This is a genomic window from Mesorhizobium sp. M0701 (genome assembly GCF_040320365.1).
Taxonomy (GTDB): domain Bacteria; phylum Pseudomonadota; class Alphaproteobacteria; order Rhizobiales; family Rhizobiaceae; genus Mesorhizobium.
The window spans coordinates 1-23,611 of the sequence record NZ_JAMYPO010000027.1; the positions used below are offsets into that span (position 1 = coordinate 1).

16 protein-coding genes and 4 pseudogenes are annotated in these 23,611 nt (G+C 59.6%); 12 read left to right on the top strand and 8 right to left on the bottom strand.

Going from position 1 to position 23,611, the window contains the following annotated elements:
• From NKI24_RS22870 to NKI24_RS22885, 4 genes are all read right to left on the bottom strand, one after another.
• Positions 1-1,306 (bottom strand): aminotransferase class III-fold pyridoxal phosphate-dependent enzyme (locus NKI24_RS22870; protein ID WP_352748490.1); only part of this gene is annotated, 1,306 nt, incomplete at its 3' end.
• Complete coding sequence (scpA, locus tag NKI24_RS22875) at positions 1,303-3,444, bottom strand: methylmalonyl-CoA mutase (protein ID WP_352748493.1); 2,142 nt, start codon at positions 3,442-3,444, stop codon at positions 1,303-1,305. The genes scpA and NKI24_RS22870, both read right to left, overlap by 4 nt.
• Positions 3,445-3,455: 11 nt before the next feature.
• On the bottom strand, positions 3,456-5,459 hold the full coding sequence (locus tag NKI24_RS22880; protein WP_352748496.1) for an acetyl-CoA carboxylase biotin carboxylase subunit: 2,004 nt from the start codon (positions 5,457-5,459) through the stop codon (positions 3,456-3,458).
• A 10-nt stretch (positions 5,460-5,469) separates the two neighbouring features.
• Positions 5,470-7,002 carry an acyl-CoA carboxylase subunit beta gene (locus NKI24_RS22885; RefSeq protein WP_352748653.1) on the bottom strand — a complete coding sequence of 511 codons (1,533 nt, stop codon included), beginning with the start codon at positions 7,000-7,002 and terminating at the stop codon, positions 5,470-5,472.
• 218 nt (positions 7,003-7,220) lie between these two features.
• Here NKI24_RS22885 and NKI24_RS22890 point away from each other — a divergent pair, with 218 nt between their 5' ends.
• The 7 genes and pseudogenes from NKI24_RS22890 to betB all read left to right on the top strand — a co-directional run bounded on the left by NKI24_RS22890 (position 7,221) and on the right by betB (position 14,355).
• On the top strand, positions 7,221-8,645 hold the full coding sequence (locus tag NKI24_RS22890) for a helix-turn-helix domain-containing protein (protein ID WP_352748499.1): 1,425 nt from the start codon (positions 7,221-7,223) through the stop codon (positions 8,643-8,645).
• Positions 8,646-8,955: 310 nt separating this feature from the next.
• Positions 8,956-10,056: pseudogene (locus tag NKI24_RS22895) on the top strand (ABC transporter ATP-binding protein); the annotation flags it as partial.
• A gap of 561 nt (positions 10,057-10,617) precedes the next feature.
• Positions 10,618-11,460: an enoyl-CoA hydratase/isomerase family protein gene (locus tag NKI24_RS22900; protein WP_352748502.1), complete on the top strand. Its 843-nt coding sequence runs from the start codon at positions 10,618-10,620 to the stop codon at positions 11,458-11,460.
• A gap of 198 nt (positions 11,461-11,658) precedes the next feature.
• A pseudogene (locus NKI24_RS22905) lies at positions 11,659-11,877 on the top strand (hypothetical protein); the annotation flags it as partial.
• Positions 11,829-12,005: a hypothetical protein gene (locus NKI24_RS22910; protein WP_352748656.1), complete on the top strand. Its 177-nt coding sequence runs from the start codon at positions 11,829-11,831 to the stop codon at positions 12,003-12,005. The pseudogene NKI24_RS22905 and the gene NKI24_RS22910, both read left to right, overlap by 49 nt.
• 95 nt (positions 12,006-12,100) lie before the next feature.
• Positions 12,101-12,733, top strand: coding sequence for an enolase C-terminal domain-like protein (locus NKI24_RS22915; protein WP_352748660.1), 633 nt, complete (start codon positions 12,101-12,103; stop codon positions 12,731-12,733).
• Between the two features lie 167 nt (positions 12,734-12,900).
• The gene (gene betB, locus NKI24_RS22920) at positions 12,901-14,355 is read left to right on the top strand and encodes a betaine-aldehyde dehydrogenase (RefSeq protein ID WP_352748505.1); all 1,455 of its coding nucleotides are present in this window, start codon (positions 12,901-12,903) and stop codon (positions 14,353-14,355) included.
• A gap of 428 nt (positions 14,356-14,783) precedes the next feature.
• Here the strand turns inward: betB and NKI24_RS22925 are convergent, their stop codons facing one another.
• Positions 14,784-15,809 (bottom strand): IS110 family RNA-guided transposase, encoded by a 1,026-nt coding sequence (locus NKI24_RS22925; RefSeq protein WP_352748508.1) that lies wholly within the window; start codon positions 15,807-15,809, stop codon positions 14,784-14,786.
• 121 nt (positions 15,810-15,930) lie between these two features.
• Here NKI24_RS22925 and NKI24_RS22930 point away from each other — a divergent pair.
• From NKI24_RS22930 to NKI24_RS22950, 5 genes and pseudogenes are all read left to right on the top strand, one after another.
• Positions 15,931-17,014 (top strand): annotated as a pseudogene (locus NKI24_RS22930) (IS5 family transposase); the annotation flags it as partial.
• 103 nt (positions 17,015-17,117) lie between these two features.
• Complete coding sequence (tnpA, locus tag NKI24_RS22935; protein ID WP_352748511.1) at positions 17,118-17,531, top strand: IS66-like element accessory protein TnpA; 414 nt, start codon at positions 17,118-17,120, stop codon at positions 17,529-17,531.
• Complete coding sequence (gene tnpB / locus NKI24_RS22940) at positions 17,528-17,881, top strand: IS66 family insertion sequence element accessory protein TnpB (protein WP_352480788.1); 354 nt, start codon at positions 17,528-17,530, stop codon at positions 17,879-17,881. Before tnpA ends, tnpB begins: the two co-directional genes overlap by 4 nt.
• Before the next feature lie 69 nt (positions 17,882-17,950).
• Positions 17,951-19,537, top strand: a complete 1,587-nt coding sequence (tnpC, locus tag NKI24_RS22945) for an IS66 family transposase (RefSeq protein WP_352748515.1) — start codon at positions 17,951-17,953, stop codon at positions 19,535-19,537.
• A gap of 21 nt (positions 19,538-19,558) precedes the next feature.
• Positions 19,559-19,821: pseudogene (locus tag NKI24_RS22950) on the top strand (transposase); the annotation flags it as partial.
• Between the two features lie 34 nt (positions 19,822-19,855).
• On the opposite strand, the gene NKI24_RS22955 reads toward NKI24_RS22950, so the two are convergent.
• Genes NKI24_RS22955 through NKI24_RS22965 form a run of 3 tightly spaced genes read right to left on the bottom strand, consistent with a single transcriptional unit; the run spans position 19,856 to position 23,312 of the window.
• Positions 19,856-20,710, bottom strand: a complete 855-nt coding sequence (locus tag NKI24_RS22955; protein WP_352748518.1) for an ABC transporter permease — start codon at positions 20,708-20,710, stop codon at positions 19,856-19,858.
• A gap of 38 nt (positions 20,711-20,748) precedes the next feature.
• On the bottom strand, positions 20,749-21,705 hold the full coding sequence (locus NKI24_RS22960; protein ID WP_352748521.1) for an ABC transporter permease: 957 nt from the start codon (positions 21,703-21,705) through the stop codon (positions 20,749-20,751).
• A 17-nt stretch (positions 21,706-21,722) separates the two neighbouring features.
• Positions 21,723-23,312, bottom strand: coding sequence for an ABC transporter substrate-binding protein (locus NKI24_RS22965; RefSeq protein ID WP_352748524.1), 1,590 nt, complete (start codon positions 23,310-23,312; stop codon positions 21,723-21,725).
• Between the last annotated feature and the right edge of the window lie 299 nt (positions 23,313-23,611).

The window sequence follows — 23,611 nt, forward strand, 5'->3', positions numbered from 1 at the left end:
AGATCGCATCGGTGGCAAGCGTGGCCGCCAGCGGAATGGTGCCACCGGTCAAGCCTTTCGAGGTGCACAGGATGTCTGGAGAAATCGATGCCTGCTCGCAGGCGAACATGCTCCCGGTGCGGCCCCAGCCGGTCATCACCTCGTCGGCAATCAGCAGCGTGCCGGAGGCTTCGGCAATCTTCTTCAATCCGGTCAGAACCGAGGCCGGATACATCAGCATGCCGCCGGCGCCAAGCACGAGCGGTTCGACGATCAGCGCGGCGGCGCGCCGGTCGCGGGCAACTGCCTCGAACCGATCCAGCGTTTCCTGCTCGCGGCCGGCGGCCGGGAAGGGAATGGTGTCGACCTCGAACAGCAAGGGTTCGTAGGCGGCGTTGAACACGCCACGCGCACCGACGCTCATCGTGCCGATCGTGTCGCCGTGATAGCTGTGCTCCATGACGACGATGCGCGAGCGGGGCGCGCCGATGTTGCGGAAATAACCGAGCGCCATCTTCAACGCGACTTCGACGCAGGTCGAGCCGCTGTCGGAATAGAACACCCGGTCGAGGCCGGCGGGAGCGAGGCCGACAAGCGCCTTGGCCAGGCGTTCGGCCGGCTCGTGCGTGAAACCTGCGAAGATGATCTGGTCGAGGCTCGAGGCGGTCGTCTCGATTGCCTTCATAATGCGCGGATGGCGGTGGCCATGCGTGACGACCCACCAGGATGAGATGGCGTCCAGGATGCGCGCGCCATTGGCTTTGTGGAGATAGGCGCCTTCAGCCAGGACGATTTCAGGGATCGCCGGCTCGAGCGCGTGCTGGGTGAAGGGATGCCACACACGGGATTGCGGCATTATCCGCCTCCGGCAATCAAAGCGAGGTCGAAGCCGGCAATCATCGCTTGTCTCAGCGTTTTGTCCGTCAGCGGATCGAGCTGCGGCAGCCTGCCAAGCTGCTTCGTTGCCGATGAAGGCGATGCCGGCCAGCGGGATGGCGCGCGCCCGCAGGGCCTCGATCGACAGCAGGGTGTGGTTGATGGTTCCGAGCGCGGTGCGGGCGCACAGAATGACCGGCAACTGCCATTGCTCGAATATGTCGATGAACCTTGTCCGGCGGTTCAGCGGCACCATCAGCCCGCCCGCACCTTCGATGACGAGCGGTGTCGGCAGAACCGGAAATGAAAGATCGGCAGCCTCGATCGAAACGCCGTCGATTTCGGCCGAGCGATGCGGCGAGAGCGGCTTCCTCAAACGGTAGATCTCCGGCAGCACGCGTCCCATGGGCAGGCCGGCAAGCCGCCCGACAATCTCGCTGTCGGTCTTCATTGATTGCGACGCCTACCTTCAATGAGATCGACGACCGCACGGGCGGCATCCAGGACATGCGTGCCCGGGCCAAACACTGCGGCCACCCCATGATCCATGAGGAGCTGATAGTCCTGGCGCGGCACCACGCCACCGCACACAACGATGATGTTTTCAGCGCCTTTTGCTTTCAGTGCCTCGACGAGCTGCGGCAGGAGCGTCTTGTGCCCGGCCGCCAGCGAAGATGCGCCGACGACATGAACCTCAGAGGCCACGGCCATGGCTGCGGCTTCTTCCGGTGTTTGGAAAAGCGGCCCCACGACCACATCGAAACCGAGATCGCCGAAGGCCGACGCGATCACTTTGGCCCCGCGGTCGTGGCCATCCTGACCGAGCTTGGCCACCATCAGCTTCGGCCTCCTGCCGAGCGACATGGCGGCGTCCCCGATCCGGGAAACCAGCGTCCTATATTCCGGCTCCTCCCGGAAGGCGGCTCCGTAGACCTCCGCAATCACCTCGGGAACGGCCGCGTGATCCCCGAAAGCGCGGCGTAAGACATCGGAAATCTCTCCCACCGTCGCGCGGGCGCGCACCGCTTCGACCGTTGCCTCGAGTATATTGCCCTTGCCGCTGGCCGCGGTTTCACCAAGCGCGGCAAGGGCCGCGTCGACGCGCTTGGGGTCGCGCTGACGCTTTGTTTGTTCGAGACGACGGATCTGCGCCTCGCGCACAGCCGCATTGTCTATCTCAAGGACATCCATCGGGGCCTCGTTTTCCAACCGGTACTTGTTGACGCCGACGATCACCTCGTCGCCGAGATCGATCGCCGCCTGGCGGCGGGTCGCCGCCGCCTCGATTAGGCGTTTTGGCAAACCTTCGAGAACGGCCTTGGTCATGCCGCCGACGGCCTCGATATCCTCGATGTGCGCCCACGCCTTATCAGCAAGTTCGGCGGTCAGGCTTTCGACGTAATAGGAGCCGGCCAGCGGATCGACGACTTTGGTGACGCCGGTCTCGTGCTGAAGGATAAGCTGCGTGTTTCGCGCGATGCGTGCGGAAAACTCAGTCGGCAGCGCGATCGCCTCATCGAAAGAATTGGTGTGGAGCGATTGCGTTCCGCCGAGAACCGCGGCGAGCGCCTCATAAGCGGTGCGCACGATATTATTGTAGGGATCCTGCTCGTGCAGCGACACGCCTGATGTCTGGCAATGCGTGCGCAGCATCAGCGACGAAGGCTGCTTCGGTTGGAACTCTTCCATGATACGCGACCACAGAAGTCGCGCTGCCCGCAGCTTGGCGGCCTCCATGAAGAAATTCATTCCAATCGCAAAGAAGAACGAGAGCCGTCCGGCAAAATCGTCGACGTCGAGGCCCTTCTTCAACGCCGCCCGGACATATTCGCGTCCATTGGCCAGGGTGAAGGCGAGTTCCTGCACCAGCGTCGCGCCGGCCTCCTGCATGTGATAGCCGGAGATGGAGATCGAGTTGAACTTCGGCATCTCCTTTGCGGTGTACTCGATGATGTCGGCGACGATGCGCATCGAGGGTTCGGGCGGATAGATGTAGGTGTTGCGGACCATGAACTCCTTCAGGATGTCGTTCTGGATGGTCCCAGAAAGCTGGGCCGGCAAGCAGCCCTGTTCCTCGCCAGCGACGATGAAGCAAGCGAGGATCGGGATGACCGCACCGTTCATGGTCATGGAGACGGACATCTCTTTCAGGGGAATGCCGTCGAATAGGATCTTCATATCCTCCACCGAGTCGATCGCAACACCGGCCTTGCCGACGTCCCCCTCCACGCGGGGATGATCTGAATCGTACCCACGGTGGGTGGCAAGATCAAAGGCTACTGACAGACCCTTCTGGCCAACCAGCAGCGCCTTGCGGTAGAAGGCGTTGGATTCTTCCGCTGTCGAGAAGCCAGCATACTGCCGGATGGTCCACGGACGCCCTGCATACATGGTTGCCCGCGGCCCGCGCAGGAACGGTTTTATCCCGGGCAGCGTGCCGAGGTGGCCGGCCGTATCCAGATCGGCCTCGGTGTAGAGCGATTTGACCGCAATGCCTTCCGGCGTATTCCAGACCAAGCTGTCGAGCGACGCCTTGATTTCGTGCTCGGCGAGTTTTCGCCAGTCCCCGTAGGCTGCGCGGTTGGCCATTTGTCCTACCCTTAATCAAATTCCATGATCAGTTCATCGACAGCCATGTTCATGCCGGCAGTCGCGACGATGTGCTTCACCGTGCCCTTACGTTCGGCGCGCAGCACGTTCTCCATTTTCATCGCCTCCACCGTTGCAAGAATCTGGCCAGCCTCGACCGGCTCTCCTTCGGAAACGGCAATCGTGGTGACTACACCGGGCATCGGGCAAAGCAGCAGCTTGGAGGTATCCGGCGGCAGTTTCTTCGGCATCAACCGCGCCAGTTCGGCAATAGGTGGGCTGCGTACATGGGCAACAACATCCATGCCTCGCCAGCGCAGTCGGTAGCCGGTTCCTGACCGTGACGTTTTGACCGTCGTGCTGTCTGCGCCAATTTGAAAGTGCGCGATTGGCCGTCCCGGCAGCCAGTCGCTTGCGACGGTCAGCACCGAGCCGTCATCGAATGACACCGCGGTTCCGTTTTCGTGGTCGCACACGGCGACCGGAAAGGCATGATTGCCGAGCGTGACGATCCAATCGCTGGAGACTTTCCGACGATGATTGTCCATCGCCCCGGAGATCAGGACATTACGGTGCTGGAGTTTCCAGTTGATCTGTGTCGCGACCGCCGCGAGCTTGCGCTCATCCGCATCGGTTGCGGCCACACCTGCGAAGCCGTCCGGAAACTCCTCGGCGATAAAGGCTGTGCTTAGCCGCCCCTCTCGAAACCGGGGACGGTCCATGACAGCGGAGAGAAACGGCAGGTTATTGCCGATGCCTTCTACTTCGAAATCATCCAACGCAGCGGTCATGGCGTTGATCGCGCCCAGCCGGTTGGGCGCCCAGGCGCAGAGCTTGGCAATCATGGGATCATAGTGCATCGAAATTTCCGAGCCCTCCACCACACCGGTATCGTTGCGGATGAGTGAGCCGTCCCCACGTTTACCCGCAGTGGGGGGCCGGTAGCGTGTCAGACGACCGATCGAGGGCAGGAAGTTGCGATACGGGTCTTCGGCATAGAGCCGGCTTTCGATCGCCCAGCCGTTCAGCCTCACATCCTCCTGGGCAAAGCGCAGCTTTTCGCCGGCCGCAATGCGGATCATTTCCTCGACCAGATCGATGCCGGTAACAAGTTCGGTGACCGGATGCTCGACCTGAAGCCGCGTGTTCATCTCGAGGAAGTAGAAGTTGCGCTCGCGATCGACGATGAATTCAACGGTACCTGCCGAGTGGTAGCCGACCGCCTTGGCAAGAGCGATGGCCTGGTCCCCCATCGCATGTCGAGTTGCTTCGTTGATGAACGGTGACGGTGCCTCCTCGATGATCTTCTGGTTGCGGCGCTGGATCGAGCATTCCCGCTCTCCGAGGTGGACGATATTGCCGTACTGATCGCCGAGCACCTGGATTTCGATGTGACGTGGCTCGGTAACGAATTTCTCGATGAAGATACGATCATCACCAAAGGCGTTCTTGGCCTCGTTTCGCGAGGAGTGATATCCTTCGCGCGCCTCGACCTCGTTCCAGGCAATGCGCATGCCCTTGCCGCCACCGCCGGCGGAGGCCTTGATCATGACAGGAAAGCCAATCTCTGCGGCGATGCGCAGCGCTTCCTCTGCATCCTCGATCAGGGCCATGTGGCCGGGCACGGTCGAGACACTGGCGGATGCCGCAATCCTTTTCGACGTGATCTTGTCGCCCATCGCCTCCATGGAGACCGGCGAGGGCCCGATGAAGGCGATGCCATTGGCTTTGAGCGCGTCGGCAAAATTCGAATTCTCGGACAGGAAACCGTAGCCCGGATGAACCGCATCAGCACCCGTAGCGGAGACGGCATCGAGGATGTTCGCGATGCCAAGATAGGACTGGGCTGAGGCGGCGGGACCGATATGGACCGCTTCATCGGCTTGCCGGACGTGCAAGGCGTCGCGGTCAGCGTCGGAATAGACGGCGACGGTGGCTATGCCGAGCCTGTGCGCCGTCTTGATCACCCGGCACGCGATCTCGCCACGATTGGCAATCAGGATCTTCTTGAACATTTTTGCGCACTCAAAGCGGGATCGTGTCGTGCTTCTTCCAGCGCGTCTCGATGCTCTTGCCGCGCAGAGCGGCAAAGGCACGCGCGATCCGCTTGCGTGAGGAATGTGGCATGATCACCTCGTCAATGAAGCCGCGCTCGGCGGCAATGAAGGGATTGGCGAAACGCTGCTCGTATTCCTTGGTGCGAGCCGCCAGCCTCTTGGGATCGCCGAGTTCGGACCGGTAGAGGATCTCGGCCGCGCCCTTTGCGCCCATCACCGCGATTTCGGCGGTGGGCCAGGCGTAGTTGATGTCGGCGCCGATATGTTTGGAAGCCATCACGTCGTAGGCGCCGCCATAGGCCTTGCGTGTGATCAGTGTGACCATCGGCACAGTCGCCTGCGAATAGGCAAACAGCAGCTTGGCGCCGTGCTTGATGACGCCGCCATATTCCTGGGCAGTGCCCGGCAGGAAACCTGGCACATCGACGAGCGTCAGGATCGGGATGTCGAAGGCGTTGCAGAAGCGAACGAAACGCGCCGCCTTGCGGGAGGAATCAATGTCCAGGCATCCGGCCAGCACCATGGGCTGGTTGGCCACCGCTCCGACCGTCCTGCCCTCGATGCGAACAAATCCGGTGATGATGTTGCGGGCGAAGGCGGCCTGAAGCTCGAAGAAATCGCCTTCATCGGCGATCGCGAGGATCAGTTCCTTCATGTCGTAGGGCTTGTTGGCGCTCTCCGGCGCCAGCGTGTCGAGGCGCAACTCGATCCGCTCGGGATCGTCATAAAACGGCCGCACGGGCGGCTTTTCCCGATTGTTCAGCGGCAGGAAATCAAAGAGGCGCCGGACCTCTTCCAAAGCCTCTATATCGTTTTCGAAAGCCCCGTCCGCAACAGAGGACTTTTGCGTGTGTGTTGCCGCGCCGCCTAGTTCCTCCGCGGTCACGATCTCGTTTGTGACCGTCTTGACCACATCGGGACCAGTCACAAACATGTATGAGGAATCCCGGACCATGAAGATGAAATCGGTCATGGCCGGCGAATAGACCGCGCCGCCGGCGCAAGGCCCCATGATCACCGAAATCTGCGGAATGACGCCGGAAGCATCGACATTGCGCTTGAAGACGTCGGCATACCCGGCAAGTGAGGCGACACCCTCTTGGATGCGAGCCCCGCCGGAATCATTGAGACCGATTACCGGCGCCCCATTGCGCACCGCCATGTCCATGATCTTGCAGATCTTCTGAGCGTGCGTCTCGGACAGCGATCCGCCAAGGACCGTGAAGTCTTGAGAGAAGACGTAAACGAGCCTGCCGTTGATCGTACCCCAGCCTGTGACCACGCCATCGCCAGCCACCTTCTGGGCATCCATGCCGAAGTCTGTTGCACGATGCGTGACATACATATCGTATTCTTCGAAGGAGCCTTCATCGAGAAGCACCACGAGGCGCTCTCGGGCCGTCAGCTTGCCTTTGGCGTGCTGGGCATCGATACGCTTCTGTCCTCCGCCCATGCGAGCCTGCGCACGACGGACCTCGAGTTGTTCGAGAACGCCTCGCATCAACGGCCCGTCTCCGCTTCAAAGTTCAAAGCCGTCGGCCACCGCAGTGCGGTAATCTGGCGTTTCCTCAAACTCGGGTTTGCTTCGCTGGAAAATCGCATGAACGCCTCCACTGGAATTACGCACCGCATTAGTTCGTCGGCAATGAAGGGAAAAGGATTGACCGGGTGCGATTGCGAAATGTATGAAATTGCGAACAGCAATATGCGAATTTGCAAATGGCAAACGGTAAGCTTTTCATTGGGCGGCGCGTACGCGAACTGCGGGACGCCAGCAAGGCCACCCAGGCGGTCTTCGCCGAGCGTATGGGGATTTCGACCAGCTATCTGAACCAGATAGAAAATAACCAACGACCAGTGTCAGCCGCCGTGCTTCTTGCGCTGGCCGAGAAATTCCATGTGGATATCGCTTCGATCGGCGGCAGCGAGGCCGACCGGCTGCTCTCGGCACTGAGCGAGGCACTCGCTGACCCCGTATTTGGCGGTGTTTCAGTCGGATTTCAGGAGCTCAAGCTCGTTGCCCAAAACGCACCATCTCTCGCTCATGCACTGATCACCTGTCATCAGGCATATCGCAGAAATAGTGAGCAGCTTGCCAGCTTCGACGACCAGCTGATCAGAACCAATGCTTTTGCCGAGCCGACACCATATGAGGAAGTGCGGGACTTCTTTCATTTTGTTGACAACTACATCGATGAGCTCGACCGGGCGGCCGAGCATCTGGTGAAAGCCCTGGGCGTGCCGGATCGAGATGTCGGTACGGCCTTCGCAGACCACTTGGAAGAGCATCATCATGTTCGTCTAGCGCGCGCTGGCAGTGGCGAGCGGGTAATCAGGCGCTTCGACGCCTCCGCGCGCGTGCTGTACGTGAACTCTTACTCGCCTGCATCGACGCGCTGTTTTCAGATGGCATTCCAGATCGGCGCCTTGGAGCACCGGGCGGAGATGGACGCCATCATCGAGCGAGCGCGATTCCGTACCTCCGAAGCGGCAGAGATATGTAGGATCGGCCTCCAGAATTATTTTGCCGGGGCGCTTATGTTGCCATACCGACCCTTCCTGGCCACGGCAAAAACACTTCGGCACGACCTCCACCTGCTCGCAGTGCGTTTCGGCGCCAGCCTTGAGCAGGTGGCGCATCGGCTCTCAACGTTGCAAAGACCCCGGATGAAAGGTGTTCCGGTCTTTTTCGCGCGCATCGACCGAGCTGGCAATATCACCAAGCGCCACAGCGCCGCGAAGTTGCAGTTTGCCCGCTACGGCGCAGCTTGCCCGTTGTGGAATGCCCACCAGGCGTTCGAAACCCCAGGCCGCATGAATTGCCAGCTGGCCGAGACGCCAGACGGCGTGCGCTATCTCAGTATCGCCACAGAAATCACCAAGGCGGACGGTGGGTTTGGCTCTCCTCATCGACGCTATGCGATCGCGCTCGGATGCGAGATTTCCGATGCGGGCGATTTCGTCTACGCAGACCGGCTGGATTTTGCCAACAACTCAGCGTTCGAGCCCATCGGCGTTTCATGCCGAATTTGTGAGCGGATAAACTGCATCCAACGCGCGGTTCCGCCGCTCAAGAGCACGATTACGATCGACCACGACCGACGCAGTGAACTGCCATACACGATTTGCTCGTTTAGAGTGTGACCGCCGGGAGGGCGCCACAAGCCAACTTCCTTCGGCATGCATCTTGCGGGTGGTGAGGCGGACACGCTCTTTCCCTCTGCTGTCGCAAGGGTGTACCGTACACGCGCCAAGAATGTCGGCTGAGGGGCGCTCGATGGGACGGGACCGTCGGGCTGTTGGTCAAGGGGCTTCGCAGAGGCGTTTGAGGCGATTGTGCAATGGAATTGCGCATCCAGAGTGGTGGGTGGGCTCTTCATACCACCCAATAATCAAAAAAGCCGACGACGGACAATCAACAGAGTGGACCCTGCAAATGTCAATCGAACTCTCAATGTCTGCCAAGCTTCGTGACGCGACGCGCGCCCCGGCCGCGCAAGCCAGTCGGCCGGGGCAGCCCGACACGTTGCTCAACATACGCAACCTCCGGATTGAGGCGACGGTCCACCCACCGGGCGAGAGCCCAAAGAACGCAACTCTCGTCCACGACGTTTCGCTGACCTGAAACGGGGCAGGGTTTTGGGTCTGATTGGTGAATCTGGCGCTGGCAAATCCACCATAGGTCTGGCCAGCATGGGTTATGGTCGTGGCGGGGTGAAAATAACTGGCGGCGAGGTTCATCCTCAACGACCGTGACATCCTGAAGATCGGAGCAAGCGGCATCCGCAAACTCCGAGGCAGCGAGGTCTGCTATGTTGCGCAGTCCGCGGCCGCCGCATTTAACCCCGCCCACCCGCTGATGGAGGCGGCGCTTCTGCACGGCATGTCAACCCGGACCGAAGCCGAGAAGCGAGCGATTGCACTGTTCAAAAAGCTGGGTCTTCCTGATCCTGAGAGCATCGGCGCGTTTCCCCCATCAGGTTTCGGGCGGTCAGCTGCAGCGCGTTATGACCGCTATGGCGCTCTGCTCTGAGCCTGACCTCATCGTCTTCGACGAGCCGACTACAGTGCTCGACGCCACACAAATCGATGTGCTGGCCGCAATCCGGGACGCCATTCGTGATACCGGTGTCGCGGCACTCTATATCACCCACGACTTGGCGGTTGTGGCGCAGGTCGCAGACGAGATCATGGTTCTGCGGCATGGCCAACTCGTAGAGCGGGGAATGACGCAGCAGATCATCAACCAACCGCACGAGCAATACACGCGAGCTCTCGTTTCGGTGCATCACATCGATTATGACCAGAAGGATTGCGGTACTTCGCCTGTTCTATCAGTCAAAGGCGTGACAGCAGGTTACGGCGACGCAGCAGTCTTGCAGGATGTTTCCCTGGACCTTCATCCTGGGCAGACGCTCGCGGTGGTCGGAGAATCGGGCTCGGGTAAATCAACGCTGGCGCGGGTGATCGAGCTCCCCGGCGGCTGGCCGAGCCCTCGAAGGAGGACCTTCGGCGGCTTCAGATGATCTACCAAATGGCCGATACCGCGATGAATTGAATGGGGGGCATCAGCAAAGGATGCCTTATCTCTCCTTGAGTGCGACCCGGCCGAGGGCTACAGGTGCGCCAACTGCAGCTTGAAAGTTGCGGATCAACTCGAGTCGACCACAATAATCGGACGCCATTTCTTAGCCCGCCGGTGGTTCAAGTTAAATGCAACGCCTTTCATCTCGTTCGTCGCCGCTGACCTGCCACTGAACATTCATCCAGCGGCGATTAGAGTCTTGGCGGAGTTGCTCCGATACCATTCTCTGGACCGCCGGAAGGTAGAGTTTCCCGGCAGTATGACGCCTTCGAAGGACATGCGCCTAGCTCCAATTCAACTTCGGTATGTTTTATATGCGGGGAAGCGGGGCTACGCTGCCGAAACAAATTCACTAGGCAGATTACTTTTTTGCGCTCTCCCAATCCTGAGGAGTGATGCTATCGCTGATCTTCGAACCTCTGCAGCTGCGACTTTAGATGCGACATGAAGTAGGCTTGCCGGTGTCGGGCCTGGGCCCGCTGAGCCCGAGATAGAAAGCTGTCAAAAGTTAACCGCCGAAGGAATAGTGTGATGGACCGAATTACCGCTGAGACCACCGAGTATGAGCACCTCCTGTATGAGGTGGATGCGGAACACGTCTGCTGGCTGACCCTCAATCGGCCAGAGAAAATCAACGCCATGAATGAGCGTCTGATCGCTGAGCTCCGGGCCGGCCTTCTTCGTGCCGACCAAGATGACAATGTGAATGTAATGGTTATTCGCGGCGCCGGCCGCGGGTTCTGCTCGGGCCACGATCTCGATGAGGACACGGCCGATGATCGCACGTCCATCTACGAATATCGCCTGAAGTACATTCGTCAGTTTGAGCAATTCACGACCCCTTGGACCGTCAGCAAACCGGTTATAGCTTCCGTCCACAAGTATGCGATCGGCAAGGGGTTTGAGCTATCTCTATTTTGCGACGTCTCCATCGTCACTTCGGATACTAAGATGGGCTATAGCGAGGTTCGCTACGGCCTCTCCGGTCATTGCATGTTCATGCCCTGGCTGGTGAACATGAAGACCGCAAAGGACATTCTGCTCACAGGGCGTGATGTGTCGGCAAAAGAAGCCAAGGAGATGGGACTGGTCACCGAGGTTGTTTCGCCTGAGGACCTTCACGAAGCCACCCGCCGGAAAGCCACGCTCATGGCGCGAATGCCGCGCGAAATGCAACGGATGCACAAGATGTATCTCAATCGCGTTTATGAAATACAAGGTCTCAAGAGCGCGACTGACTTCTACCTAGAGCAGGTAGCAATTATGGGCGCACAGCCGCTTCCCGAGTACGTCGAGTTAACCAAGATGACAATTGAGAAGGGTCTGAGAGCAGCGTTGGACCATGCTCAAGCGCGTTATAAAGGACTTGACTGACGGTTGCTGGAGGCTCGGCTGTCCGCGCCCGACGTCGTCGGCAACACGTTGATCGTCAACGAGATGCTGCGCGGAAGTGACACCTGATTCGGCGTGACTTCGACGATACACGGCGAGGCCGCTCCCGACCAATATCCAAGCTGTGTGGAAATGCGCATCAACCGAATAACGCTCTACTCAGTGCCGGTGCATGTGGGCATGAACCTGACGAGGTATGTTGCGAGCCAGTCCATCGGTCCCACCTTGGACGACTTGGTCGTCAAAATCGAAACGGACAGCGGTCTAGTGGGCTGGGGTGAGGTCTCGTCGGCGCCACCATTCTATCTTCCGGACCTTTCCGCCGGCGCGCGGGAGAGCATCCTCCACGTATCGCCCGTCGTGCTGGGCCGCGATCCTCGACAAATTGCGACGATCCTTCACGACATCTCCGCGGCCCTCCGAGGCCATGGAATGCCAAAACCGGCCTGGAAATGGCACTGTGGGACTTGGCAGCCAAGGCGTATGGCATTCCTCTCGTGGATCTTTGGGGGGGGCGGGTATCCTAGAGCCTTCCGGTCCTGTCCGTCGTCCGTATTGGCACCTGCGAGCAAACGCTCGCTTCTTTCGAAGCTGAACGGGCTAAGGGCTATACGCGATTCAAATTAAGGTGGGAGCTGGCGAAGCCCATCAGGATATAGCGACCATCCGCATGGTGCAGGAGATGACGTTGCCCCACGAGCGTGTCTGGCACGATCCAAACCGTGGATGGCTTGTCGATGACGCAATCCGCATCATCTCGGCCGTCCGGCATCTTTCCCCCATGATCGAAAATCCCTGCGAGGGCTACGAGGAATGTCGAACTGTCGTCAGGCGAACCGGGATACCGATAATGCTGGACGAGGTGATCGACAGCCCCCGTCGCTTTCTTGAGGCGGTTAAAGACGGCGTTCTTGACGTTGCGTCGCTGAAAACCTCGTGCGTTGGGGGAATAGAGGCAACGCGGCAGGCGATGGGTTTGGCAAAAATACTTGGAGTTCCCGTGCGCATCGAAGATTTTCACGGCAAAGGAATTCTTTTGGCGTGCGTCACTCAGATGGCGCACACTCTGCCGCCCAACCTGGTGTTCGGACTCTACAACTATGTCAACGATGAATCGCCGCTGGTAAAAAAGCCATTGCCGGTGATTGCTGGCGAGATCCGGCTTCCGGACGATTGCGGTCCTGGCCTGGGTGTTGAGGTTAATGAGGCAATTCTAAAAGATCTAGTGGCCGTCATCAAAGCGTCTCATACCTGACGCGCCGGATCGATCTAACTAGCAGAAGCTCGATGCGACGAAAACGGACGCTTGCATTGCAAGCTTGGCATCGTCGTCGTCGATCAAGAGAAACCTGGTTTCGACCGGTGGCTCGCTGACGATATCTGCTTGTTTATTAGGAGAGCAGGGATGAGAAGGAGTTCAAAGTGAGGTTCCAGCCAAAGGCGAGCCATTTCATTGACGGGGAATATGTCGAGAGCGCGGCCGGTCAGGCGATCGATGTTATCTACCCAGCCACGGGTGAGACGATCGCTCGACTTCAGGCCGCGACACCTGCCGTTGTTGAAAGGGCGCTGCAATCAGCAACGGCCGCCCGGAAGAGTTGGGCTGCTATGACCGGAACCGAGCGAGGACGCGTCCTGCGTCGTGCCGCAGAAATCTTGCGTGCTCGCAACTATGATCTATCGGTGCTTGAGACTCACGACACCGGCAAGCCCATCCAGGAAACCATCGTAGCAGATGCGTCCGCCGGCGCCGACGCGCTGGAGTATTTCGGCGGGCTCGCCGGCAGCCTGACTGGTGAGTACATTCCGCTCGCCAATGGGGACTTTGCCTACACGATACGAGAGCCGCTTGGCGTTTGTGTGGGTATAGGCGCCTGGAATTACCCCATTCAGATTGCCTGCTTCAAAGCGGCACCTGCGCTGGCCTGCGGCAACGTGATGGTATTCAAACCGTCCGAAACGACACCGCTCTCGGCGCTGAAACTCGCCGAGGCGCTGATGGAAGCTGGCGCTCCGAAAGGCATCTTCAACGTCGTACAGGGCTACGGCGATGTAGGGGCAGCACTTGTATCCGATCGCCGCGTGGCGAAAGTGTCTTTGACAGGGTCGGTCCCAACCGGTCGCAAGGTGTACGCGGCTGCAGCAGAGGGGATGAAACATGTCACTATGGAACTTGGCGGTAAATCGCCTTTGATTATTTTCGACGATGCGGATCTCGAAAACGCAGTAAGTGGCGCCATCATAGGAAACTTCTACTCATCGGGGCAAATTTGCTCAAATGGCACTCGTGTGTTCGTGCAAAGAGGGATTAAGATCGCGTTCCTCGATCGGCTTTCGGCAAGGCTTGCCGCCGCAAAAATCGGCGATCCCATGGATCCGGCAGTGAACTTGGGCCCTATGGTGAGCGAACGCCAGATGGAAATCGTGAAGGCCTATATTGCCAAAGGGATTGAGGAAGGGGCGCGGCTCGCCTACGGGGGGCGCCAACTGGATCGACCAGGTTTCTACCTGGAGCCGACGGTCTTCGCTGACGTGGCAGATGGGATGGCAATAGCGCGGGAAGAGATTTTCGGTCCGGTTATGTCGGTTATGGATTTCGACACGGAGGAGGAAGTGCTGGCGCGAGCTAACGCTACGGAATTCGGCCTGGCTGCAGGTGTTTTCACCAAGGATCTTTCGCGCGCCCACCGCGTGGCGAAAGATTTTGAGGCCGGCACCTGCTATATCAACACATACAATCTTGCGCCGGCCGAAGCGCCGTTCGGCGGTTCAAAGCTGTCTGGAGTCGGCCGCGAGAACTCTAAGTTGGCGATCAATCACTTCAGCGAGATGAAGACCGTTTACATCTCAATGAACGATCTGCGGGCTCCTTACTAGCGGGAAAGCTGGCGGGAATTCGTCGGCCGTGAACTGTCCGCAAGTCGTTGATCTGACATCCTGATTCAGGCGGACAGCGGCTTTGGAATTTCAGGATTTGCGGTGTTTGAGCGCTGTTTTCCTGCAATTCGGTTTTGCGATTCTCTTGTGCTGCGGAGCGTGATTCATGTGTGGATGCCCCCGGTTTTGCAAGTTGGTTTTGAACAGCGCAGAGCATGCGATCGAGTGCGGTCATGTGTCAGGCCTCACAACTGCGGCTCGTTGACATGGCCGCGGGCCGGTATGGAGATGCGCGGATCAGGTTCCAAATCACTGTGGGCGAGCTCGTGGCTCCGTGAATCACACTGGCTTTCCTGATCCCGATCTGATCGATCATTTGCCCTTACCGTTCGCGACCTCCTCGCAACACCGATGGACGATTGGCCCGATCAGGCTGCCGCCACCGGATTCCAATAATTCTCCTTCTTCGTGAGCATGGCCCATACAGCTCGTGCCATCTTGTTAGCCAGCGCGATGGCGACCACCAGGCGAGGCTTGCGACCGATCAGGCCGGCCAGCCAAGATCCCTTCGGCGCGCCGCGGCGGGCGGTCCATCGCACCACGGCCATGGCGCCGATGATCAGCAGTCTGCGGATGTCGCGCTGACCCATTTTCGAGGTCTTGCCAAGGATCTGCTTGCCGCCGGTTGACTTCTGCAGAGGCACAAGCCCGAGCCAGGCGGAGAAGTCGCGACCGCGTCGAAAGCTTTCCATCGGCGGGGCAAACGCTTCGATAGCCAAGGCCGTGACCGGCCCGATCCCCGGCATAGTCTGCAGCCGCTTCGTCACCTCACCCCCTGCCGCATTCGCACGAAGTTTCTTCTCAAGATCGGCGATCTCGTCAGTGTAGACGGCAATTTGGTCGAGATAGGTCCGCCCGATCTCCCGGACCATCGGCGGCAGTCCCGTCTCCAACTCATCGATCGCATCATTCAGCTTCTCGAGATGGACGGGACCCTTCGCCACCACGATGCCGAATTCGGCCAGATGACCGCGTAGCGCATTGATCAACTGCGTGCGTTGGCGCACCAGCAGGTCGCGTGCGCGGAAGATCATCGCCCGGGCCTGCTGCTCCTCGCTCTTCACGGCAACAAATCGCATGGTCGGGCGCGATCCGGCTTCCGCAATGGCTTCGGCATCCGCCGCGTCATTCTTGTGCCGCTTCACGAAGGGCTTCACGTAAATTGGCGGGATCAGCCGGACGGTGTGCCCCAGCTTCATGATCTCGCGTCCCCAGTAGTGCGACGTCGCGCAAGCTTCCATAGCCACGAGGCAGGCCGGCTGCCGGCTCAGGAACGACCGAAACTGCGAACGCGACAGCTTCTTGCGAAAGACAACCGACCCCTCAGCCGCGGCGCCATGAACCTGAAAAGCCTGCTTTGCCAGTTCAACGGCGATAATGCTAACTTCCTTCATGGATGCCCTCTCCGTGTTGGATGATTCCGACATCACCAATTTGGCACATTGCGATAATGCCGTCGGGTGGGGGCATCCACTCCATCACTTGGTCGGCGGGGCGAATCGAGAGGGGATGGCGGTGTCCAGGCCACGCGAGAAGCGCAAGACGGGAGAGCAGGACCTGTTCCGCTCCAGGCTCGATCAGATCATCAACATGAAGCACGAGCTGGTGCGGCTGGCGCAGGCGATCGACTGGCCGGCGCTGGAGGCGCGTTTGGGCGCGGTCTATTCGGACGGCCCTGGCATGCCGCCCTTACCGACCCGGCTGATGGCGGGGCTGGCGATCCTCAAGCTACACCTTCAACCTGTCGGACGAGGTGCTGTGCGAGCGCTGGGTGGAGAACCTCTACTTCCAGTATCTTTGCGGCGAGGCGTTCTTCTGCCATGCGCTGCCGTTCGACCGCTCGTCGATGACGCGCTGGCGCAGCCGCATGGGCGAGGAGCGGATCGTCGCGCTTTTGCAGGAAAGCCTCAGCATTGCAGTCAAGACCGGGGCGATGAAGCCGACCGACACGTGCCAAGTGATCGTGGACACGACCGTGCAGCCGAAGAACGTGATGTTCCCTACCGACGCCAAGCTCATCCATCGCGCCCGCGAGCGGCTGGTGCGGCTGGCGAAGAAGACGCGGCTCGACCTGCGCCAGACCTATGTGCGGGTCGGCAAGCTGGCGCTGACCAAGCACCAGCGCTACGCCCACGCCAAGCAATTCAAGCGGGCCAACAAGGCCCTGCGCAGGCTCAGGACGTATCTGGGGCGCACCGTCCGCGACATCTCCCGTCAGATCGCCAGCGACGCGGAGCTGGACGCGATCTTCAAGTGGCCGCTCTACCAGGCCTCCACCGTTCTCGAGCAGCGGCAGCGCCAGCGCGGCCGCAAAATCTACAGCCTGCATGCGCACGAGGTGGAATGCATCGGTAAGGGCAAGGCGCATGCGCCCTACGAGTTCGGGGTGAAGGTGTCGGTGGCCACCACGCTGAAGCGCTCAAAGGGTGGCCAGTTCGCCCTGCATGCAAAAGCGCTGCCCGGCAATCCCTATGACGGCCACACGCTCGCAGCGATCATCCCTGACATGGAAAAGACCATCGGTAACGAGATCGGCGGCGTTCTCGCCGACGCCGGCTATCGCGGCCACAACGCACCGGAAAGCCACACCTTCAGGGTCTGTAAGCGCCACGCCGCTCCCCTCGTGCGGCGCATGAGGTGAATGTGCGAAGAATCCCCCCGATCGCGAGAGACGGAGGGCCTACGTGGGAGCAGACGGCAAAATGGACGTCGATTTGGACGTCCCAACAGCTGGCTACGCAGGCCGGCTCGAGGTTCTGGACGGTCCAACGGGACGGCGGGTTCGCTCGGAGGCCGAGAGAGCCCGGATTGCGGCCGAGAGCCTGATGCCGGGGGTGCAGGTGGCGGCGGTCGCGCGCAAGCATGGCGCGACCCGCTGGCAGGTCTATGATTGGCGGCGTCGCCTTCGTCAGGGGCAACTGGCACTGCCGGAAAGCATGGGGCCGATGTTCGCGCAGTTGATGGTGGACGACTCATCGGCGCCTCAGCGGAGGATGAGGCCATCGAAATCGACGCCGGCGAAGGTGGAAATCGTGATCGACGACATGGTGATCCGAATGGCGGTTGACCTCGAGCAGCTGTCGCAGGTGATCCGAGCGGTTCGGGCCTCGCGATGATTGCACCGGGCAACGATCTGAAGATCTACGTGGCGACCCGGCCGGTTGACTTCCGGCGCGGCATGGACGGATTGGCATTGGCTGTGCAGGAGATGCTAGGCCTCGACCCGTTCTGTGGGGCAGCCTTCGTCTTCCGGGCCAAAAGGGCTGACAGGATCAAGATTTTGGTGTGGGATCGCACCGGCCTTGTGCTCGTTCACAAGCGGCTCGAGGGCTCGAAGTTCGTCTGGCCGCAGGTTCGCGACGGCGTGATGCGCATGTCGCCGGCGATGTTCGCGGCCTTGTTCGAAGGGCTGGATTGGAGACTGGTTCGCCCCGAGCGGGCACGGCGTCCGCAGCTTGCCGGATGAGTGTGGCACAGTGACTCAGGTGCCTTGTCTCCAATGGCGTTATCGGCACTCATGTGGTTGATTTAGTGCATGAATCTGACGGTTCTCCAGGAAGAGAACGAGCGTTTGAAGGCGCTCTTGGCCCAGACGCAAGCGACCCTGGCCGAGCACCAGGCTGCCTTAGCTGCATCCGAGGAGGCGCGCCGCCGGCTGGAGAGCGTCGTCAGCCAGCTCAATCACGAGAAGTTCGGCGCCAAGTCCGAGAAGCTGCATCCCGATCAATACCACCTGCCACTCGAAGACGTGGAGATCGCGCAGGGTGTGCTCGATGCCGCGCAGGAAAAGGCGCAGCGGGTCATCCAGGGGCGTTCGGACGGCTCGTCCGGTTCGCGCCAGCGCAATCGCGGCCACTTGCCTGCCCATCTGCCGCGAGTGGAGCGGATCATCGAGCCCAAGAGCACGCTGTGTCCGTGCGGCTGCGGCGAGATGGCCAGGATCGGCGAGGATGTCAGCGAGCGGCTCGACGCAATCCCGGCGCAGTTGCGCGTGCTGGTCACGCGCCGCCCGAAATACGCTTGCCGGCGCTGCTCGAGCGCCGTCGTGCAGGCGCATGCGCCCGAGCATATCGTGTCTGGCGGGCTGCCGACCGAGGCGCTGATCGCCCAGGTCATCGTCGCCAAGTTCGGTGATCATTTGCCGTTCTACCGGCAGGCCGAGATCTACGCCCGCCAGGGCATCCAGCTGGATCGGGCGACACTGGGCAACTGGGCAGGCCGGGCCTGCTTCCATCTCAAGCCCATAGCCGACCACATGCGCGGGCATCTGGCTGCGGCCGAGCGCCTGTTCATGGACGAGACCACCGCGCCGGTACTCGATCCCGGACGCGGCAAGGTCAAGAAGGGCTTCTTCTGGGCAATCGCTTCCGATGACCGCGGCCATGGTGGCCAAGGCCCGCCCATCGTGCTGTTCCACTATGCGCCGGGACGCGGCGGCGAGCATGCCGAACGCTTCCTTCAAGGCTTCGGCGGACAATTCCTGCAGGTTGACGCCTATGAGGGCTATGACCGGCTGACACGCCTGGAGCGGCCACAAGGACCGTGGCTGCTCGTCCATTGCTGGAGCCACCTGCGCCGACGTTTTGTGAAGCTGGCGCGCAACACCAAGTCCCCGATCGCCGAAGCTGCCGTGCGCCAGATCGCTACGCTCTACGCCGTCGAGGCGACGGTGCGCGGCATGACGCCACAAGCTCGGCTCGCCGCCCGACAGCAGTACTCCACCCCGATCATCGCCGCCTTGAAGCCGTGGTTTGAAAAGCAATTGTCGATGATCTCCTCGGGCTCAAAGCTGGCCGAAGACATCCGCTATGGTCTTGCCCATTGGGAAGGGCTCACCCGCTTCCTCGGCGACGGCCGGCTCGAGCTCGACACCAACCCGGTCGAAAACGCCATCCGGCCCGTATGCTTGACCAGAAAAAATGCTCTCTTTGCTGGCCATGAGATCGGGGCCGAAAACTGGGCGCTGCTCTCATCCGTCGTGGCCACCTGCAGGCTCAACGACGTCAATCCCGTTGCCTACCTTGCCGAAACCCTCGAGGCCATCATCAACGGCCATCCACAGAGCCAGATCGAGGAACTCATGCCCTGGCGATTCCGGAAAACATCAAGCCCAAACCCATAGGTGATCGGCGAGGCGCTTACCAGGGTCTTCACCAGCGGCCAGAAACGCCGTGTCACCCCAGCCATCAAGCGCCAGCTTGCGGCGCCGCGCCGCGATCGAGCCCGTGATCGGGCCACATCAAGGCTGAGCACCGTATGGGCCGCAATTATCTCGCCGGCCAGCAGGGCGACGCCGTCAACGCCATCCTGGCCGCCGCCGGCTACAACTTCTCGCTCCTGCTCAGGTGGCTGAAGGCTCTTTTGTGGCTGCTCATCGCCGCCCTCCGAAGTCAGCCGAATTGGTAGCCTTTGGCGGCACCGACATGCAGACCAGCGAGCCCTAGTCCTTCAGCCCACTCGCAGAGTGTAGGAACCAGTCCACGACCATATTGACGCCTACCGCGAGCAGGCCGATCGCGCCAGCTGGGAGCAACGGTGTGATATCGCCATAAACAATCAAGGTGGCAGTATCACGTACCATTGAGCCCCAGTCCGCAGTCGGCGGCTGGATACCCAGGCCAAGAAAGGAGAGCCCGCTAATGAGCAGGAAAACGAAACAAAACCGCAGGCCAAACTCAGATACGAGCATGGGAGCGATGTTCGGTAGGATCTCTCGTGTCATAATCCAAATCGGCCCTTCACCGCGGAGCCTGGCTACTTCAACGTAGTCAGAAACGGCGGCGTTAATCGCAACGGCCCGCGTGAGCCGAAACACGCGCGTGGAATCCAGAACGGCAATAATGATCACGAGCGTGGGAATCGATGTGCCGAAGATGGACAGAAGGAGCAGTGCGAAAATTAGTTGCGGTATCGACATCAGAACATCGACGAGGCGTGACAGGATCTGATCGGTCCAACCTCCGAAGGTGGCAGCAGTCAACCCAGCTGAAGCGCCAATAGAGAAGGCGAGGGCAGTTGTCATCAACGCTATCCCGATCGTGTTTCGGGCGCCGAACACAAGTCTTGTGAACATGTCGCGGCCTAAGTTGTCAGTGCCCAGCCAGAACTGAGCGCTCCACGGTTCGAATTGTGTGCCGACAATCTCGGCTTCACCGTACGGCGCCAAATGAGGAGCGAAAAGCGCCGTCAACACATATAGTGTGACGACGGCGATCCCGAATTTTGCGCTCAGTGGTGCCGAAGCCAGTTTACTGGCTCCTGTCCTAATGACCCTTGGCGCCTGCAGAAATGTCATGGTGTATAGCCCAAGGTTGTCCGCGAACTGATTGCGCGTTATTTCGGATGCATCAGGCGCGGATTCATGATTATTGATAATACGTCGGCCGTTAGATTGAGCAGAACATACGTTGCCGCGAATATAAGACTGCAGGCCTGGACAACCGGAATGTCTCTCTTCTGCACTGAATCGACAATTAGCTGCCCAAGTCCTGGATAAACAAAGACGACCTCAACTACCACGACGCCGGTAATAAGATATGCGAGGTTGAGGACGACGACAGTGGCGATGGGCGCCAGTGCATTAGGCAATGCATGTCTGACAAGGACGCGCCACTCCGGCAGCCCCTTAAGCCTCGCTGTCTCGATATACTGATTGCCCAGCAGATTGACAATTGAGGTTTTTGTCATCCTCATCATATGCGCCATCACTACCACCGCAAGGGTGAGCGCTGGCAGGGCAGTTGCAGTCAGACGGTCAAGGAAGGTCGTATCGGAATCGACGTCGGAGAGGCTAGGAAGGACGCCGGCATGAACCGCAAGAATCAAGATAAGGATGTAAGCCACAAAAAACTCAGGGAATGAGATGGAAGCAAGTGTGACAACATTAACCGCACGATCGATGAACGTGTTCCTGTAGAGCGCGGCCACGATCCCCCCAAGCAGAGCCAGAGGAACCGAAATCACTGCAGCACTCGTGGCAAGAACCAGAGTATTAAAAAGCCGCGGACCGATGAGCTCAGCTATGTCCCTGCCGCTGGCGAGCGCCGTCCCGAAATTGCCGTGCAGTATCGATCCCAGCCAGTCAAGGTACCGCAGATAGACCGGTATATCGAGTCCGAGGCTCTTCCGGAGCGCTGCGACAGCCTCGGGTGTCGCCGACTGCCCAAGTAACTCCGTCGCAAGATCACCGGGAAGGAATTGAATCCCGGCGAAAATGATGAGCGACACGATCCACAATGTCAGCGCGCCCAAGGCGACGCGCTGACCGATTATTTTTGCTATTGAGGTCATTGTTTGGCAAGCAACCCCTACGCGTCCGTGAGCCACCAGCGTTCCAAGCAGCGGAAACTGTCCAAATCCCAATTCGAGCCGATCTTGTTGTGGCCGACTTTGGTCGACAGCCCGTTGGTGTAGTTCGCAAACACAGGAATTACGGCACCACCGTCGTCCCGGCAGAGGCTTTGCATCTCAGTGTACATCTCGAGCCGCTTGGCATCGTCGAGTTCTCCCCTCGCAGCTATCAGCAGCTGGTTGAAGCGCGGATTTTTCCAATGGGTTTCGTTCCATGACGCTCTCTCAGCATAAACCTGTGAGAACATCCAGTCCGCAGTAGGCCGGCCGCCCCAATAGGCAGCCCACCAGGGCTTCTTCATCCAGACGTTGCCGTAGTAGCCGTCAGCCGGCTCGCGCACGACCTCAATCGTGATGCCCACCTTGGCGGCGTCCTGCTGATAGAGCACTGCTGCGTCTACGGCGCCGGTGAAGGCAGCATCGGAAGTTGACAATTTCACCTTCAAGTCAGATAGCCCGGCCTTCTTAAGATGGAATCGTGCCTTGTCCAAGTCCTGCTCGCGCTGCGGGAGGTTCTTCGCGAAGAAGCGATTCGTGGCGGCGATGGGATGGTCGTTTCCAAGCTCCCCGTAGCCCCCTAGCAGGGTGTCTAGCAGGCGCTTTCGATCGAGAGCATATTTGAGGGCGAGACGCACATCCAGTTTGTCGAATGGAGCAACGTCAACGACCATTGGAAATATGTAATGCTGTGTGCCTGCAATCGACGTTATCTCAAGGCTTTTATTCCGTGCAAGAAGGTGGATGGTCCTTAGATCGCACTTGTCCATTGCGTGGATCTGTCCGGTCGTCAGGGCGTTCGTCCGCGCTGCAACGTCATGTATCGCTAGCACCTCAATTGAGTCGAACCAAGCCGCATTCGGCTTCCAATAGTTCGCAAAACGTTTGGAAGTGGCTTTCACGCCGTAGTCGATGCTATCCAGCAAATAGCCACCGCAACCCACCCCAGAAAGATCAGGTTTTCCATCCTTGACCGGCATAATGGGCAGCTGAAAATGCTCCAAGAGGTACGGAAAATCTACGTTGGCTTCCCGTAGCGAGATAACAACAGTCCCAGGGCCATCCGCACCGATTTCTTCGACAGCGTTGACGACGACCTTTGCACCGGATGTGGACTCCTCGCCCCTGTGATGATTGATCGAAGCGATAACGTCATCTGCCGTCAGCGTCTTGCCGTTGTGGAACTCTACGCCCGGGCGCAGTTTGAACGTCCAGGTTTTCGCGTCCTTCGATGGCTCCCACGATTCTGCGAGTTCACCGATCAGATTGCCGTCGGGGTCTATCTCGGTCAGGTAGCCATGCAGACCATGGGCGAATATGTACATGAACGACTCTAGATACCTGGTTGGATCGAGCGAATCGGATGTAGACCCAGAGCCCACGCCAATTTTGAAATGCCCACCCTTCTTTGGGGCGGGCACTTGAGCGACCGACGGAAGAATTCCACTGGATGAACCGATAGCCATAGCTCCGGCAGCCGCCGCGGATTTGAGAAAACGCCTGCGGCTAACGTCCGAGACGAGCGGCGAATAATTACCCCATTTGACCATTGTAGTTCTCCTCTCTTGATCGTCTTTTCTTGGTGACGTCCGGTTCTTTTTTTAAACCCGGCGGAAAAGTGGCAGCGCGATAACGCGCCAACCAGCGTCTTCAGCGGACAACCGGTCGTTGTCGATCAATCCTGCACGAAGGATCCCGCCCTCAGCCGGTTCAAAACTCACGCTATCACGAACTACAGGCCCGGGAGTCGCACAAAAAGTCATCTGCCGAATGAGATTAATTCGGATTTCCAGGCCCCCTTCGTGCATATACCCAGTTCGTCATTGATTTCAGTGGGCAAAACCACGCA